The following is a 16,209-nucleotide window of genomic DNA, read 5'->3' on the forward strand; positions in this document are numbered from 1 at the left end:
GGGCGCATCTGCACCGCGCCGGCCGCGCAGGGTCCCGGTCCGGCCCGCCCGCCCGAACGGAAATCGCCGGCTGACCGATCGGTGCACCGAACGGGCTACTTTCGGGTAGCCGGAGCCGGCTGTTCGGGCACTCAGGTGCCGCAACGGCGCGGTCCGGACATCGCGTGGTGATCACCCTGCGCCAGGACGGAGATCCGCCCGCGGCACCGACGCGTCGTCGCCGGTCGGCGCGGTGTGCCGGGGCTGCTCCGAACCGTGTCACACCGACCACAGTGTTGCGCCCCCGGCCACGGAGCCCATTGCACCCCGGCGTTCGGCCTCATTACTGTGCTGGACGTCGGCCGAATACACGAAATGACGAAAGCGAGGAATGTCTGGTGTACATGGCCGAGGCAGGAAGCAGCGTGAAGAGCGGGCCTCCGCGGAGCGCCGAAGGGAGACCTCCCGTGCAGTCCGACGTGCTGGAACCCGTCGATGTGCTGAACTCCATCGACGCATTGCGTGATATTGATCCGTCTTTGCTGCACGCGGATATTCCCTGCAGGGATTACCGCGACGCGTTCCTCTTACTGTTCGAGCGATCCGGCATCGGACTCGCCCTTTTGGACACCGCATTCCGGGTGAGATCGGTCAACAGCGCGCTCAGTGCCCGCTGCGGGCGGCTGCCCGAGGAGATGCGCGGGCGTGCGTTCGCCGACTTCCTCCATCCGAGTGTGCGCCGGCACGTCCTCGGCCGCTTCGGCCGGCTGGTCCAGGGAGCCGAGACCCTCTCCGGCGACCGCTCCATGGAAACCTCCCTGCACAGCACCGGGGTCTCCGGACGACTCACCGCCCACCCCGTGCGGGACGACGCCGGCCAGGTGAAGGTGCTCATCGTCCAGTTCACCCCGGCGGAGACCGGCGGGCGTGACAGGCCGTCACCGGTGGACGGCAGGTGGAAGCTCGCACCCCTCACCGCGAAGGTGCTGGAGGGGGTGGCGGCGGGGGACCCGACGGTACGTCTCGCGGCCAAGCTCTTCCTGAGCCGGCAGGGCATCGAGTACCACGTGGGCGTTCTCCTGCGGCAGTTCGAGGTACCCAACCGCACGGCCCTGGCGGCCAAGGCGTACGCGATGGGCGTCTTCACCCCCGGTTGCTGGCCGCCCCGGCTCCTTCCCGACCACATCCGGGCCGACCCCGACGCGGGGGAGCGGCCGGAGGGTGCCGGCCGCCCGGATCCGCGACCGTAGACGCCGGTCCGGGGCCCTCGTAGGGTGGGGCCCCGTGGTGCGGCGCGCCACCGTCGTGACGCAACGCCCCCCGGCCGCGCGGGACGCGCCGGCGGACCCGTGACCGCGGCGGGATCCGAGCGCTACGGGGGCGAAGTTGAGACTACTGGTGGTCGAGGACAACGAGCGCGTACAGGCGGCCCTGCGGTCCGCGCTCTCCAAGCAGGGCCTGGAAGCCGTGTGCGCCACCACCGGCAAGGCCGCCATGGAGCTGCTCGAACGGTCCCGGCCGGACGCCGTCCTCCTCGATCTCGGTCTGCCGGACTGCGACGGGCTCGCCCTGTGCGGCAGGATGCGGGCGGTGAGCTCGGTGCCGATCCTGGTGACGACCGCCCGCGCCGACCACGACTCATGTGTGCGAGGACTCGATCTCGGCGCCGACGACTATCTGGTGAAGCCCTACAACCTGGCCGAAGTGCTGGCCCGCTTACGCGCGGTGATGCGCCGTCAGCGGTCCTGCGAGCATCAGGGCGCCGAGGACCCGCCCGGGGGGCTGCTGCTCGCAGGACCCGTGCGCATCGATCTGAGGGAACGGGTGGTGCTGGTCGACGGCGTGCCCACCGAGCTGTCCCCCGAGGAGTTCGGCATCCTGGTCGCCCTGGCGCGGCAGCCCGGCGAGACGCTGCCCGCCGGCCGTCTCGTCGACGAGATGATGCGCGTCCACCGCGCCGCACTCGAGCAGGCGCTCCCCGCCCACATCTCCTCACTGCGCGAACGCCTCGGCGCTCCGCACCTCCTCGAATCCGTCGAAGGAGGAGGACACCGGCTTGCGGTCCACGGTGCCGTGTAGCCGATGACGATGAGACTGCCGAGTGCGTTGACGGCCTGCTGCGTTCTTCTGCTGTGGTCGCCCTCCTCCGCCGCCGGGGCTGCCCGCGAGGGTGCCTGCCTCGCCGACACGGCGGACATGCCCCACCTGTTCGCCGTGACGGTCGCCGTCCTCACGTGGTCCCGGTGGACAGGGCACCGGCGGCAGCTGGAAGCACTGGCGCGGGCGGCCCGTGATCTCCTCGACGGCCCCCCGCGGGCATCCGGCCCGGCACCCGCCCGTTGGCCGCCCGAACTGCGGCGCGTGAACGCGGCCTTCGGTGACCTGGCCGAGGCCGGACGCCGGTGCCGCCGGCGGCAGTCCTCCCTCCTGACGGACGTCTCGCACCAACTGCGCAACCCGCTGACGGTGCTCAGTCTCCGTATGGAGACGCTGTCCCTGAGCGTGGAGGGGGAGGCCCGCCAGGAGGTGGAGCTGATCCGCGAGGAGATGGACCGGCTGGGCGCCATGGTGGGGAGGCTCCTGGATTTGGCCTCGGCACGCGCGGCGCACACCGTGGGGACCGGACGCACCCCGGCCATGGACCTGGTGACCAGCCGGGTCACGGCCTGGCGTCCCCAGGCCGAGAGCCGTTCGCTCCGCATCGAGGTCGACTCCGACTCGACGGCCGTCCTCCTGGTCGACGCGGTCCTCGCCGGCTCGATCCTGGACAGCATCCTGGACAACGCCGTCAAGTTCAGTCCCCGGGGCGGGCGGATCACCGTACGCGTCCGGGACGACGGTCCCGTGACGACCATCGAGGTGGCCGACGAGGGGCCGGGACTCGCCCGTGGGGAGTTCGACCGGATCGGCGACCGGTTCTGGCGGAGCCCGGCCACGGGAGAGGCCCCCGGCACCGGCCTGGGCCTGAGTATCGCCCATGAGCTGGCCGCCGTCCTCGGGGGCCGGCTCACGTTCACCGCCGACGCGCCCCACGGTCTGCGCGTCGCAGTGCGCCTGCCCCGCGCCGGATCCGGGCCGCCCGGCACCACCTCGTCCCGCTGAGGCGAGTGGCGGCGCCGGTGAGGGGTGTCATGCCTCGGAGGTGCCCGGACACCGCGGAAAAGGCGCCCGGACACCGCGGAAAAGTCGCCCGGGAACCGCGGAAAACGCGCCGGACACCGCGAAAAAACTGGGAGTTCTTATAGCGCTCGTGGATTTCGGGACCGAAACGCGGGTGCCACTGGGACCGTGGGGGCGGCCGACCACCGGGCTCGGGCGACCTGGCGGGATCCGCCGAGGCGTTCTCCCGAACCCGGGAAGCAGAGGGCGCGCACCTCCGCTTTCCGTGGTGAGGCGTGGTCGCGGAAACGCAGAACTCAGCCGAGGAGAAGAAGTGGCATCAGCCTGGTCGACCGGCCGCCGCGCCAGAACCGTCACCGTACTCACCGCGGGCGTACTCCTGTGCATGGGAACCGCGGTCACCCCGGGGTACGCCGAGGACACGGGAGCCGTGGTGAACGCCGGAAGTGACGCTGTCCTGGACGGCAGTTACCTGGTGCTCCTCGAAGAGGGGGCCGGCCCGGACCTCGTCACGGAGTACGGCATGCGGGCCGAGGAGACGTACGGCCACGCACTGGACGGTGTGCTGGCCACGGGGAGCGCCGCCCAGGCCGCGCGCCTGGCCGCCGACCCGGACGTACGCCTGGTCGAGCAGAACTCCCTGCTGCGACGTCCGCCCGCCGCCCCGAGGACGCAGTCGTCCCCGCCGTCCTGCGGACTCGACCGGATCGACCAGCGCGCCTTGCCCCTCGACGGCTCGTACAGCTACCCGCGCTCGGCGGGCGCAGGGGTGGACGTCTACGTGATCGACACCGGCATCGACTACGGGCACCCCGACTTCGGCGGGCGTGCCCGGCCGGGCTTCGACGCCTTCGGCGGGGACGGCAGCGACGAGAACGGCAACGGCACACACATGGCCGGGATCATCGGCGGCACCGAGCACGGCGTGGCCAAGAAGGCCGACCTGATCTCGGTGAAGGTCCTGGACGCCGAGGGCGGCGGAACGCTGGCCGGGGTGGTGGCCGGCATCGACTGGGTCACGGAGCACGCGCACGGACCGTCCGTCGCGAACTTCGTCATCGGCGCCCCCGTCAGCGAGGTGCTCGACGAAGCGGTACGCAACTCACTCGCCGCCGGAGTCACCTACGCGATGTCGGCGGGCGCCAGCGCCGACGACATCTCCCACTCGTCCCCGGCCCGGGTGACGGAGGCCATCACCGTCGGCTCCACCGACTGTGCCGACCAGGTCGCCTCCTTCAGCAACTACGGCACGGGGCTGGACCTCTACGCCCCCGGCGTCGACATCACCTCCACCTGGCCCGGCGGCGGCACCTTCACGGCCTCCGGTACCTCCGTCTCGGCGGCCCACGTCTCCGGAGCGGCCGCGCTCCACCTCGGCCGGCACCCCCGTGCCACGCCCGCCGCCGTGGGTGCCGCGCTGGACCGTGCCTCGGTGAAGGGAGCGCTCGCCGGGGTACCGGCCGGCACGGCCGACAAACTCCTGCGCGTGGCGTACTGACACCGGTGCCGCGGGTAGCTTCCCCCGACCGGTCCGGCACCGCCGGCCGGGGCGGGCGCCGCCCGCGGCCCCGCAGCCCATACCTCCTTCCCGACCCAACGGCGGCAGACTTGTTAATCATCGAAGATCTCGTGAAGTGTTACCGGGACGGCACCCGCGCCAACGACGGCGTGAGCCTCCAGGTGGCGGCGGGAGAGGTCGTCGGCCTCCTCGGGCACAACGGAGCCGGCAAGACCACCCTGATCAACCAGGTGGCCGGACTCGCCGTCCCCACCTCCGGCACCATCCGGGTCGACGGGTGCGACCCGGTCGCCGAACCCGCGAAGGTGCGCCGGATGGTGGCGGTGATGCCACAGGCGCACGCGCCCCTGTCCGGCGTGACCCCCCGTCAGGCGATCCGGACCATGGCCCGTATCCGCGGGATGAACAAGCAGGACAGCCGCGTGCGCGCCGAGGAACTGATCGCGGCGCTCGACCTCGGCACCTGGGCGGACACCAGCGGCGAGCGTCTCTCCGGGGGTGTGCGGAGACTGACCGCCTACGGCATGGCCGCGGCCCACCCGGGGCGGGTCGTGATGCTCGACGAGCCCACCAACGACGTCGACCCGGTCCGGCGGAGGCTGCTGTGGGAGCAGATCCGCGCCCTGGCCGACCAGGGCTGCGCCGTCCTGCTCGTCACCCACAACGTGGCGGAGGCCGAGCGCAGTGTGGACCGGATCGTCGTGCTGGGTTCCGGCAAGGTGCTCGCTGAGGGCACGGCGGCACAGCTCCGCTCACGCGCAGTCGGTGAGTTCCGGCTGGAACTGACGGCCGTGCGCGCCGACGGCATTCCTTCCCTGCCCGCCGGCATCCCCGCCGCCGGGCCTCCGGTGACCGCCTCACGGCGCGTGGCGATCCCCCTGGACTCCGGCGCCGCTTCGGCGGCCCTGGCCTGGGCCCAGCAGCTCCGCGAGACCGGCGACATCGACGAGTTCGCGCTCGTCCCCGTCGGCCTGGAGGACGTGTACCTGCACCTGGCCGGCGAGACCGGATCCGACGAGAGCGCACAGGACGAGAAGGGGGAGCACAGTGAGTCACTGGTTGCGTAGTTACGGCCTGCTGCTGGGATGGACCGGGCTGCGCAGCCGCGCGACGCTGCCCCTCAACCTCGTCATCCAGACCTGTCTGGCCGTCGGCATCATCGTCGGATTCGCCTACCTCGTGCCCGAGATGGACGACGCCACGGCGCTCTACCTCGCCACAGGTGCCCCTGTGCTGGGGCTGATCACCGTCGGCATGGTGATCGGACCGCAGGAGGTCGCCTCCTCGAAGCAGGAAGGCATCTTCGACTTCAACCGGTCGCTGCCGGTGCCCCGCAGCGCCCTCGTCGCCTCGGACGCCACGGTGGCCCTGCTCACCGCCCTGCCGGGCATGGTGGCCGCGCTCGTCGTCGCCAGCCTGCGGTTCGACCTCTCCCTCGACATCAGTCCGCTGGTCCTCCCCGCCGTCCTGCTGACGGCGTTCACCGCCATCGGCCTGGGTTACGGGATCGGGTACGGGCTGTCGCCCGCGGTCGCCCGCCTGATCTCCCAGCTCGTCGTCTTCGTGGCTCTGATGTTCTCGCCGATCACCTTCCCGGCGTCCCGCCTGCCCGACTGGTTCGCCGCGGTGCACGCCGTGCTGCCGTTCCAGTACATGGCGGAGGCCGTGCGGGACACGCTCAACACACCACCCGGGGGAGTGGCGGGGCTCCCCTTCGCCGTCCTGGCGGTCTGGTCCCTCATCGGGTTCGCCATCACCTACCGGATGACCGCCCGGCGGCCCTGACCGCGTCAGCGGTACGGGCCGACACCCCTGCGGCGCTCCTGGCTCCCCCCTGGGCCGGGAGCGCCGCTCCCGCGTGTACGTGAGCAGCGAACGCGGCTGCGCGGGTGGGCCGTTCAGCCGGCCCGCGGTGCCGTGAACGACTCGATCACGGCTTCCTCGCCCGGAACCGCCAGGTCCCTCGTCCGGGAGTCCTTCGGGCCGGAAGGCCACTCACGGAAGCGCCGGAACAGCATCGGCAGGCCCCGCGCGACGGACAGGTCGGAGCTGTCCATGACCTGCATGTGCACATGGGGCTGCGTGGAGTTGCCGCTGTTGCCGCAGTCGGCGAGCTGCTGGCCGGTCACCACCCGCTGGCCCTCCGACACCCGGACCGAGCCGGAGCGCAGGTGCACCAGGGCCACGTACGCGCCCTTCCCGCCCTCCCCGGACAGTGCGATGACCACGTGGTTACCCGCGATCGCGTTCACCCCCCGGCGCACGCGGGCGGCCTGGCCCAGCATGTACGGAACGAGGGCCGCCTGGGACCTGCGGGCCTCGTGGTCGGGCTCCCCGTCGTGGGCCGCGACCACGACGCCGTCACCGGGGGCCAGGACGGGCCGGCCGAAGCTGACGAAGAGTTCGGGGGGCTCGGTGGCGAAGAACGTCCGCCAGCTGCGGCTGCCCGCGGTGCGGTGGCGTTCGTCCACCCCGATGAAGTCGACGGCGTGACTGCTGCCGTAGAGATCGGTCCCGTGACTGGGGATCCGCCGCGCCGGGCTGTTCCTGACACGCCACAACCCCGTGAAGGGCAGCGCGAGTTCGACGGCCCTGGCTCCCGGGCGCTGCCCGGAGGGCTCGCCGGAGGCCCCGGCCGCCGTGCCGGCCGCCGCGAACGCGGCGGCGCCGATCGCGACGCCACGCGCGACGAAGATCCGCCGCGTGGAGCCCGCCCCGCCACCGGCGGGAAGGCCCTCGGCGCCGGCGGGCAGCGGGGAGGGCGCCGCGGTACGCCGGGCGAGAAGCCGCAGGAGCAAGGGGCGCAGCAGTTCGCCCAGGAGCAGGGCGCCGGTCAGGTACGCCAGCAGCGGCATCCAGATGTCACTCGTCACGGTCAGGAGGCGCGTGACCTCGAACGGAGGCTCCGCGGGCCCGGCGAGGAGCAGGGAGACCGTGGCCGCGGCGGACAGCCCCACCAGCACGGCGCCCACGCGCCGCCACGGTGAACCCGCGCGCGAGACATCCTCGACCGCACGCCGGTAGAGGTACAGGTGCACAGCGGCCAGGAGAAGCAGAATCAGAGCGGCGGTCAGAATGGGAAGAGCCGTGCCGGTCCATGACATGTGTCAACCCTAGCCGCCGGGCCTCTGTCCGGTTTCCACGCACCAAAAGAATGGTTGATTACCTAGTCATGGTTCCGGGCCTGCGCCGAGCGCGGCCGGCCGCGGACCGCGATCCGCTCCGGCGTCCTTCCCAGAATTTCGGCATTGACCTGCTGAAATGACGTTCCGGAAAGGCGGGTCGGCACCGTCTCCGCAGATCGATCATGCGGTCCGGGGGGACATCGGGACGGTTGACACGGCTCCGAGGACTGGATGAGCATACCGACCGATGTCGAAGGCTCGAATGCGTACGGCCAACGGAGGGCCGTGCCGTCGAGGTCCCATTCGTCGTGAGTCGTACACGCGTTGTTCGCGTCGGGGAGACTTGAATTGGGAAGACGTGGAACATCCGGCACGGTGCGTTCGCACCCAGCGGGCGAGCCATCGGGGCATGGTTCCTACGGGGTCGTTGACCTGCGGTTTCATGCCGTGGTGACGTCGGCGCCGCGGAAGGTGGCCCCCGCTTCCCGCACGCACCGGCCGGCGGTGCCCGGCTTCTTCGCGGCGGACCGATTCGGCGGACCGCCGGATCAGGAATTGTGCCGTACACCTACGCCTCACTGACGAGATATTGACGGGTCCCGCCCCGGGTCCGGAAAGAACGACCGATTCGGCGCGCCCGCACGCCCAGGAACGGTCCATGCGACCGCATTTCCCGTTCCGGCCGACCGGAAGCGCGCTCCCTCTCTCATGACTTCAGAGGATTGCGGCCTTGAGTACTTTTCGTGACCCGGTGGAAATGTCCCTCGATCTGCCCGACGACCGGAGGGCGGAAACGTCCTACCCGTTGTCCCCCACACAGGAGGGCATGCTCTTCCAGTCCCGCCACGGGGGCAGTTCCGGCCTTTACCACGCTCAGACCGAGTTCGACGTGACCGGGGATCTCGACCTCGAAGCGTTCCGCGGCAGCTGGGCCCTGGTCACGGAGCGGCACGCCGTCCTGCGCACGGGATTCCACGACCGGCCGGGCGGGCGGCCGGTGCAGACGGTCCGCGCCGGCGTCGAGGTGCCTCTCGTCCACGAGGACTGGCGCTCCCTCGACGAGGAACAGCGCTCCGCACGGCTCCGCGAACTGCCGGCCGAGGACAGGGAGCGCGGCTTCGCCCTGGAGGAGGCGCCGTTGTGGCGTCTGCACGTCGCTCGGCTGACGGACACCGCTCACCGGGTGCTGTGGAGCTTCCACCACCTCCTGCTGGACGCCCGGAGCCAGGCGAGGATCCTCCGGGAGGTGGAGCAGGCCTATGCCGCCCTGACCTCAGGCCTCCCCCTGGATGAGCCGCAGGTGACGCCCTTCCAGGAGTACGTGGACTGGTGGGAACGCCAGGACGTGGGGCTGTCCGAGCCCTTCTGGCGCGAGGAGCTGCGAGCGGCCCCGCCGGCCGCGCCGCTGCCCTTCGCGATGAGGCCCACCACCGACGAGGACATGGCCGCGCAGGCGCCGCCCACCGCGTACGGGCAGGTGTCCCTGGTCCTCGACGGCCCGGAGACGGAGGCGCTGCGCGCGGTGGGCGCCTCGCACGGACTGACCCTCACCACGCTCGTCCAGGGCGCCTGGGCGTTCCTCCTCAGCCGCTACCGGGGCGCCGGTGACGTGGTGCTGGGCGTGACCACTCCCGGTCGGCCCGCCGGGCTGCCCGGCGCCGACGACATGGTGGGGCTGCTCATCAACACCCTGCCCCTGCGCACCGAGGTGCCGCCCTCGGCACGCTGGGCCGACTGGATGCGCGGCCTCCAGCAGAAGTACGCCGCCGTACTGGAGCACGAGTACAGCCCGCTGCGCCTGGTCCAGCAGTGGGGCGGAGCCGGCTCGGGCGAGGCGCTCTTCGACACCGTGCTGACGATCGAGGACGAACGGCAGGACACACAGGGCAATCTTCTGCGCCCGGTCCGGGAGGAGAGCCACGCCGGGTACCCGCTGAGCCTGGTGGCGACGCACGGCCGGCGTCTCACGCTGACCCTCCACCACGACACGGGGCGCTTCACGTCCCGGGCGGTCGAGCGCACGGCGGGTCACCTCGGACGGATCCTGACCGAGCTGGTGCGCCGCCCGGACGCCCGCCTGGGAGAACTCACCCTCCTCACCCCGGCCGAGTACACGCAGCTCGTGGACGAGTGGAACGACACGGACACGCCGTACACCCGCGACGCCTGTATCCACGAGCTCTTCGAGCGGCGGGCGGAGGAGACCCCCGACGCCCTGGCCGTGCTCTTCCGGGACGAGCGCCGCACCTACCGTGAGGTGAACGAGCAGGCCAACCAGGTGGCACACCGGCTGAATCGTCTCGGCCTCGGGCGCGGCGACCAGGTCGTGATCCTCATGGAGCGTTCGGCGGAGATGATCCCGGCCCTGCTGGGGATCCTCAAGGCCGGTGCCACGTACATCCCGCTCGACGTCAACGCCCCCGCCAAGCGCTGGCACTGGATCATCGGCTCGCTCAAGGCCGCCTGCGTCCTCACCCAGCACGCCCTGGTGCCGCGCCTCCTGGACGCCGATCCGCTGCCCGACCTCGCCCACATCGTCTGCGTGGGCCCCGCGCCCGACGAACAGGCCCTCCCCGGCGGAGAGGACGCCCCGGCGGGCCGCCCGTACACCGTGCACCCCTCGGCCGGTCTCGCCGCCCTGCCCAGCGACAACCTCCCGCCGCAGGGCACCCCCGAGGACATCGCGTACATCATCTTCACGTCCGGTTCGACCGGAACCCCCAAGGGCGTCGCGGTCCAGCACTTCCCGGCGGTGAACCTGATCGAATGGGTCAACCGGACCTTCTCGGTGGGCCCGGACGACCGCATCCTCTTCATCACCGCGCTCACCTTCGACCTGTCCGTCTACGACGTCTTCGGCGTGCTCGCCGCCGGCGGATCGATCCGCGTGGCCACAGGTGAGGACATCCGGGAGCCGGCCGACCTGCTGGCCCTCCTGAGAGACGAGCCCATCACCTTCTGGGACTCCGCGCCCGCCGCCCTCATGCAGCTCGCACCCTTCCTCCCCACGGACGGCGAGGGCGCGAACGAGACCGTCTCCCACTCCCTGCGGCTGATCTTCATGAGCGGGGACTGGATACCGGTCCACTCGCCCGGGCTGATGAAGGCCGCCTTCCCGAACGTCCAGGTGGTGGGCCTCGGGGGGGCGACGGAGGCGACCGTGTGGTCGAACTGCTTCCCGGTCGGCACGGTGGACCCCTCGTGGTCGAGCATCCCGTACGGGAAGCCCATCCAGAACGCGCGCTACTACGTCCTGGACGAGAGCCTGCGTCCCTGCCCGCTCGACGTACCCGGTGACCTGTACATCGGCGGGGACTGCCTCAGCTCCGGCTACGCGAACGAACCAGGACTGACCGCGAGCAAGTATCTGCCGTCGCCCTTCGTCACCTCGCCGGGCGAGCGCATCTACCGGACGGGTGACACGGCACGGTGGCGGGAGGACGGGAACCTGGAATTCCTCGGCCGCACCGACTCCCAGGTCAAGATCCGGGGCTACCGCATCGAACTCGGTGAGATCGACAGCACGCTCGGCGAGCACCCCGTCGTCCACGACGCCGCGACCGTGGTCCGGGAGGACGCGTCCGGCGACCGCACCCTGATGTCCTACGTCGTCCTGCACCCGCAGCGTGCGCGCAGCGCCGTCCAGGATGAGGCGGACGCGCTGACGGACGGCCGCGTCGACCGCTGGCGCGAGGTCTACGACGCGTTCGATCCGCATGCCGCGAAGGACGCCGAGGACGGCAACGACTTCACCGGGTGGAACAGCAGCTACACCGGCGGCCCCATTCCCGTGGAGGAGATGCGGGCCTGGCAGGACGACACCGTGGAGCTGATCCGCGGCTACCGGCCGCGTGCCGTGCTGGAGATCGGCTGCGGTACCGGCCTGCTGCTCTTCCCCCTGGCTCCCGAGTGCCGCCGCTACTACGGCACGGACTTCTCCACCGCTGCCCTCGCGGCCGTACGCGCACGCCTCGACTCCCTGCCCGGACTCCGCGACACGGTCGTCCTGCACCAGAGGGAGGCGGACTCCCTCCACGACCTGGAACTGGACGAGGTCGACACCGTCGTCGTCAACTCGGTCGTGCAGTACTTCCCCGACGTCCACTACCTCCTGCGCGTGCTCGACCACGCACTCTCCAGGGTCGCCGACGGCGGACGGATCGTCGTCGGCGACATCCGCAGCCTCCCGCTGCTCGAGGCGTTCCACGCCGACGTGGAGCTGCACCACGCCTCCGGCGCGACGACGCCGCAGACGCTCCGGCAGCGGGTGAGGCGCCGGATGCAGCAGGAGGAGGAACTGGCCCTCGATCCGGCCCTCTTCAGGGACTGGGCCGCATCCACCGGCCGGGTCGTCCGCGTGGAGATCCGGCCCCGGGGCGGCCGCCACCGCAACGAGATGTCGATGTTCCGCTACCAGGCCGTGCTGCACGTGGGCCCCGCCCACGACCGTACGGGCGACGGCGCGCCCGGTCCGGTGCCGGAGCTCGACTGGAACGCACACCGGCTCACCCCCGACGGGCTGCGCGCGAGACTGGCCGGCGAGCGGCCCGCCAGGCTCCGGCTCACCGGAGTCCCCAACGCCCGCGTCGAGGCGGCGGTCCGCACGCTGAGCTGGGTGAAGAGCGGGGCCGGAGCGGACACCGCCGAGGCGTGGCGGGCACAGGACCACCCCAGCCGTGCCCTCGACCCCGAGGACGTCCGGGAGCTCGCGGCCGAGGCCGGCTACGAGGCCTCCGCCGACTGGAGCGGCCACGGCCCGGACGGCTCCTTCCACGTACTGCTCACCCGCTCCGACGTGCCGCCCGCACCCCACGAGGAGGAGTACGTCACCCGCTCCGGGGAGCCCCGGGAATCCGGTGACCGGGAGCCCCGCCGCCCGGAGTCCCGTGACTGGTCCGAATACGCCAACCAGCCGCTCAAGGCCGAGATCCAGCAGCTGCTGATCCCCAGGCTCCACACCTACCTGGCCGAGCGGCTCCCCGGATACATGGTGCCGGCCGGGATCGTCGCCCTCGACGCCCTGCCCGTCACCCCCAGCGGCAAGCTGGACCGCCGCGCCCTGCTGCTCCCCGCGGCCCCCGCCTCCGCCGGGCCGCGGGCGCACGTCCCCGCGCGCAACACCACCGAGGCCCTGCTCGTCCCGATCTGGGAGCGGACCCTGTCCCGCACTCCCGTCGGCGTCCTGGACGACTTCTTCGAGCTGGGCGGACACTCGCTGCTCGCCGTGCAGCTCGTGGCCCGGATCCGGCAGGTGTTCTCGCTCGAGGTGCCGGTCCGCCTCTTCTTCGAACTGCCGACCATCGCCGAGGTCGCACGCGAACTGCAGCGCCGCCAGGAGGAGAAGCAGCCCTCGCAGCCGCGCCCCCTCACCCCCGCCCCCCGGGGAGGCCTGCTGCCGGCCGGGTCCGACCAGCAGCGGCTCTGGTTCATCGACCGGCTGAGCCCCGGGACCACTTCCTACACCGTCAACTGGCTCGTGCCGCTTCCCCCGGCCCTGGGTGCGACGGTGCTCCGGGACGCGCTGGACGAGATGATCAGGCGGCACGAGACCCTGCGTACGTCCTTCACGGAGGAGGACGGCCAGGTCTGGCAGGTCGTCGCGGACCGCTGGGAGACCGAGCTGCCCGAGACCGATCTCTCCGGGGTCCCGGGCGAACGGGCCGAACAGCGTGCACGGGACGAGATCCGGGGCTGGTGGGACCAGCCCTACGACCTCGTCGAGGGACCCCTCCTCCGGGCCCGGCTCTTCAGGCTCCCGGACGCGCGGCAGCTCCTCGCCTTCAGCGCGCACCACACCGTCTTCGACGGCTACTCGATCGGCCTCTTCGGACGGGAGTTCCTCCGGATCTGCGAGGCCCTGGCCGCCGGCGAGCCCTCGCCGCTGCCCGATCCCGTGATCCAGTACGCCGACTACGCGGTGTGGCAGCAGAACCGGCCGGAGGAGGAGGACAGGCTCGCCTTCCAGCTGGACTACTGGAAGGAGCGGCTCTCGGGCGCTCCCGAACTCCTCACCCTGCCCACCGACTTCCCCCGGCCGGACGTGCAGACCTTCACGGGTGACTTCCTGCGCCGGCAGCTCTCGCCCGAGTTGAGCCGGCAGCTCGCCGAGGTCAGCCGTGAGCACCAGGTCACCAACTACATCACCATGCTCAGCGCGTACGCGGTCCTGCTGGCCCGCCACAGCGGTCAGGACGACGTCGTCATCGGCGTGCCCATCGCGGACCGCAACCGCGTCGAGCTGGAATCCATGATCGGCTTCCTGGTCAACACGGTCGCCGTGCGGGTGGACCTACGAGGCGATCCGAGCTTCGGACACGTCCTGCGGCAGGTCCGCAAGCAGCTCTTCGACGCGCAGAGCCACCAGGAGGTGCCCTTCGACCGGCTGGTCGACGCCCTGCGGCCCACCCGCAGCCTCGCGCACAACCCGGTCTTCCAGGTGATGTTCGCGGACGAGAGCCTCCCCTTCCTCGAGCACGCCCCGGACCAGGTGCGACCGGAACCGTGGATGCACGACCTGATGGCCGAGGGGATGAGTGTCGGCGTCGCCCGCTTCGATCTGACCCTCATGATCCAGGCCGCCCCCGAGGGCATGCACGTCGGCTTCGAGTACAGCACCGACCTGTTCCGGGCGGAGACGGTCGCGCGGATGGCCGACCACTTCGAGGTCCTGCTGGCAGCCGCGCTGGCCGATCCCGGCCAACGGGTGCGGCGCCTGACGATGCTCGGAGGGACCGAGCTCGCGCGGCTGCTCCACGAGGGCACGGGAGACCGCAACGAGCGTGCGCTCAGCTCCGCGACACTCCCGTCACTGTTCTCGGAGCGGGCTCGTGTGTGTCCGGACCGGGTTGCGGTGGTGTTCGGTGATGTGGAGTTGAGTTACGGGGCGTTGGAGCGGTGGTCGAACCGTTTGGCGTGGTTGTTGCGTGAGCGGGGTGTGGGCCGGGAGTGTCTGGTCGGTCTGTGTGTGCCGCGTTCGGTGGAGATGGTGGTGGGTCTGCTCGCGGTGCTGAAGGCGGGTGCTGCGTATGTGCCGTTGGATCCGGCGTATCCGGGTGAGCGGTTGGCGTACATGGTGGGGGACGCGGGGCTGGGTGTGGTGCTGGCGGGGCGGTCCGTGGCGGGGGTGGTGCCGGGGGGTGTGCCGGTGGTGGTGCTGGAGGATGTGTGGGCGGAGCTGGAGAGCTGTCCGGACACGGCGCCGGATTCGGACGGGACCTGCGACGACCTGGCCTACGTGATGTACACCTCGGGGTCCACCGGCCGCCCGAAGGGGGTGGCCGTCACCCACGCCGACGTCACGGCGCTCGCTCTGGACACCCGGTTCGCACGAGGTCACGAGTGCGTGCTGATGCACTCGCCGCAGGCCTTCGACGCCTCGACCTACGAGCTCTGGGCGCCGCTCCTCTCCGGCGGCCGGGCGGTGGCCCTGCCCCAGGGGGCGACCCTGACCTCCGAGTCGCTCCGGGAGCTGACAGCGGCGCACGGGATCACAGCGGTGTTCATGACGACAGCTCTCTTCCACCTCTTCGCGGAGGAGGACCCCGGCTGCGCGGAAGGTCTGCGTGAGCTGTGGACCGGCGGCGAGCCCGTACGGGCGGACGCGGTGCGGCAGGTACGCGCGGCATGTCCCGGACTGGTCGTGGTGGACGTCTACGGGCCGACGGAGACCACGACGTTCGCCACCTGTTACCGGATGGACCCGCAGGACCCGACGCCCGAGGTCCTGCCGATCGGCCGGCCGCTCGACAACACCCGGGTGGTCGTGCTGGACCGCTCCCTCCAGCCGGTACCGGCCGGTGTGGCGGGTGAGCTGTACATCGGCGGTGCGGGGCTGGCCCGGGGGTATCTGGGCCGGCCGGAGCTGACGGCCGAGGCGTTCGTCGCCGACCCGTTCGGCTCGGGAGGCCGGCTCTACAAGACCGGTGACCTGGTGCGCCTGATGCCCGGCGGTGACATCGAGGTGCTGGGCCGGGTCGACGACCAGGTGAAGATCCGCGGCTTCCGCGTGGAACCCGGCGAGATCGAGACCGCGCTGACGCAGCACCCCGCGGTGCGCGGCGCCACGGTGCTGGTGCGGGGGGAGCGGTCGGCCCGCCGTCTGGTGGCGTACGTCGTCTCCGACGGGAAGGTGACGCCCGGGGACCTGAAGTCCTGCCTTGGGGAGCGCCTGCCGGCCTACATGGTCCCGGCTGTCTTCGTCCTGCTCGACGCCCTGCCGCTGACGCCGAACGGCAAGGTCGACACGGCCGCCCTGGCGGCGCTGCCCTGGGAGGAACACGCCTCACCCGCAGGGGAGTTCGTGGCCCCCCGGAACGACGTCGAGGAGCGGCTGGCGCAGGTCTGGCAGGACACCCTCGGAACGAGCCGGCCGGTGGGTGTGCATGACGATTTCTTCGCGTTGGGTGGGGATTCGATTTTGAGTCTTCAGGTGATTTTCCGGGCGAAGCAGTGTGGGTTGTTCTTTTC

8 protein-coding genes are annotated in these 16,209 nt (G+C 71.5%); 7 read left to right on the forward strand and 1 reads right to left on the reverse strand.

The features are described from left to right. Nucleotides 1-446 precede the first annotated feature (446 nt). From ACFYQ6_RS26275 to ACFYQ6_RS26300, 6 genes are all read left to right on the forward strand, one after another. Nucleotides 447-1,229 (forward strand): PAS domain-containing protein, encoded by a 783-nt coding sequence (locus ACFYQ6_RS26275; RefSeq protein ID WP_388765186.1) that lies wholly within the window; start codon nt 447-449, stop codon nt 1,227-1,229. Between the two features lie 136 nt (nt 1,230-1,365). Further along, complete coding sequence (locus ACFYQ6_RS26280) at nt 1,366-2,058, forward strand: response regulator transcription factor (RefSeq protein WP_388765188.1); 693 nt, start codon at nt 1,366-1,368, stop codon at nt 2,056-2,058. A 9-nt stretch (nt 2,059-2,067) separates the two neighbouring features. Next, entirely contained in the window at nt 2,068-3,081 is a 1,014-nt protein-coding gene (locus tag ACFYQ6_RS26285) for a sensor histidine kinase (RefSeq protein ID WP_388765190.1), read from the forward strand. 331 nt (nt 3,082-3,412) lie between these two features. Beyond that, nucleotides 3,413-4,597 (forward strand): S8 family peptidase, encoded by a 1,185-nt coding sequence (locus ACFYQ6_RS26290; RefSeq protein ID WP_361574155.1) that lies wholly within the window; start codon nt 3,413-3,415, stop codon nt 4,595-4,597. A gap of 110 nt (nt 4,598-4,707) precedes the next feature. Then, complete coding sequence (locus tag ACFYQ6_RS26295) at nt 4,708-5,685, forward strand: ABC transporter ATP-binding protein (protein ID WP_361574153.1); 978 nt, start codon at nt 4,708-4,710, stop codon at nt 5,683-5,685. Continuing rightward, nucleotides 5,678-6,403 carry an ABC transporter permease gene (locus ACFYQ6_RS26300; RefSeq protein WP_361574151.1) on the forward strand — a complete coding sequence of 242 codons (726 nt, stop codon included), beginning with the start codon at nt 5,678-5,680 and terminating at the stop codon, nt 6,401-6,403. The genes ACFYQ6_RS26295 and ACFYQ6_RS26300 overlap by 8 nt, the downstream gene beginning before the upstream one ends. A 113-nt stretch (nt 6,404-6,516) precedes the next feature. Here ACFYQ6_RS26300 and ACFYQ6_RS26305 read toward each other — a convergent pair whose 3' ends face one another. Next, nucleotides 6,517-7,722 carry a M23 family metallopeptidase gene (locus ACFYQ6_RS26305; protein ID WP_361574149.1) on the reverse strand — a complete coding sequence of 402 codons (1,206 nt, stop codon included), beginning with the start codon at nt 7,720-7,722 and terminating at the stop codon, nt 6,517-6,519. 751 nt (nt 7,723-8,473) lie between these two features. Here ACFYQ6_RS26305 and ACFYQ6_RS26310 point away from each other — a divergent pair. Continuing rightward, nucleotides 8,474-16,209: amino acid adenylation domain-containing protein (locus ACFYQ6_RS26310; protein WP_388765195.1), on the forward strand; the 7,736-nt coding region annotated here is incomplete at its 3' end.

The sequence above is a fragment of the Streptomyces sp. NPDC005494 genome (assembly GCF_042872025.1).
In the GTDB taxonomy this organism is placed as follows: Bacteria; Actinomycetota; Actinomycetes; order Streptomycetales; family Streptomycetaceae; genus Streptomyces.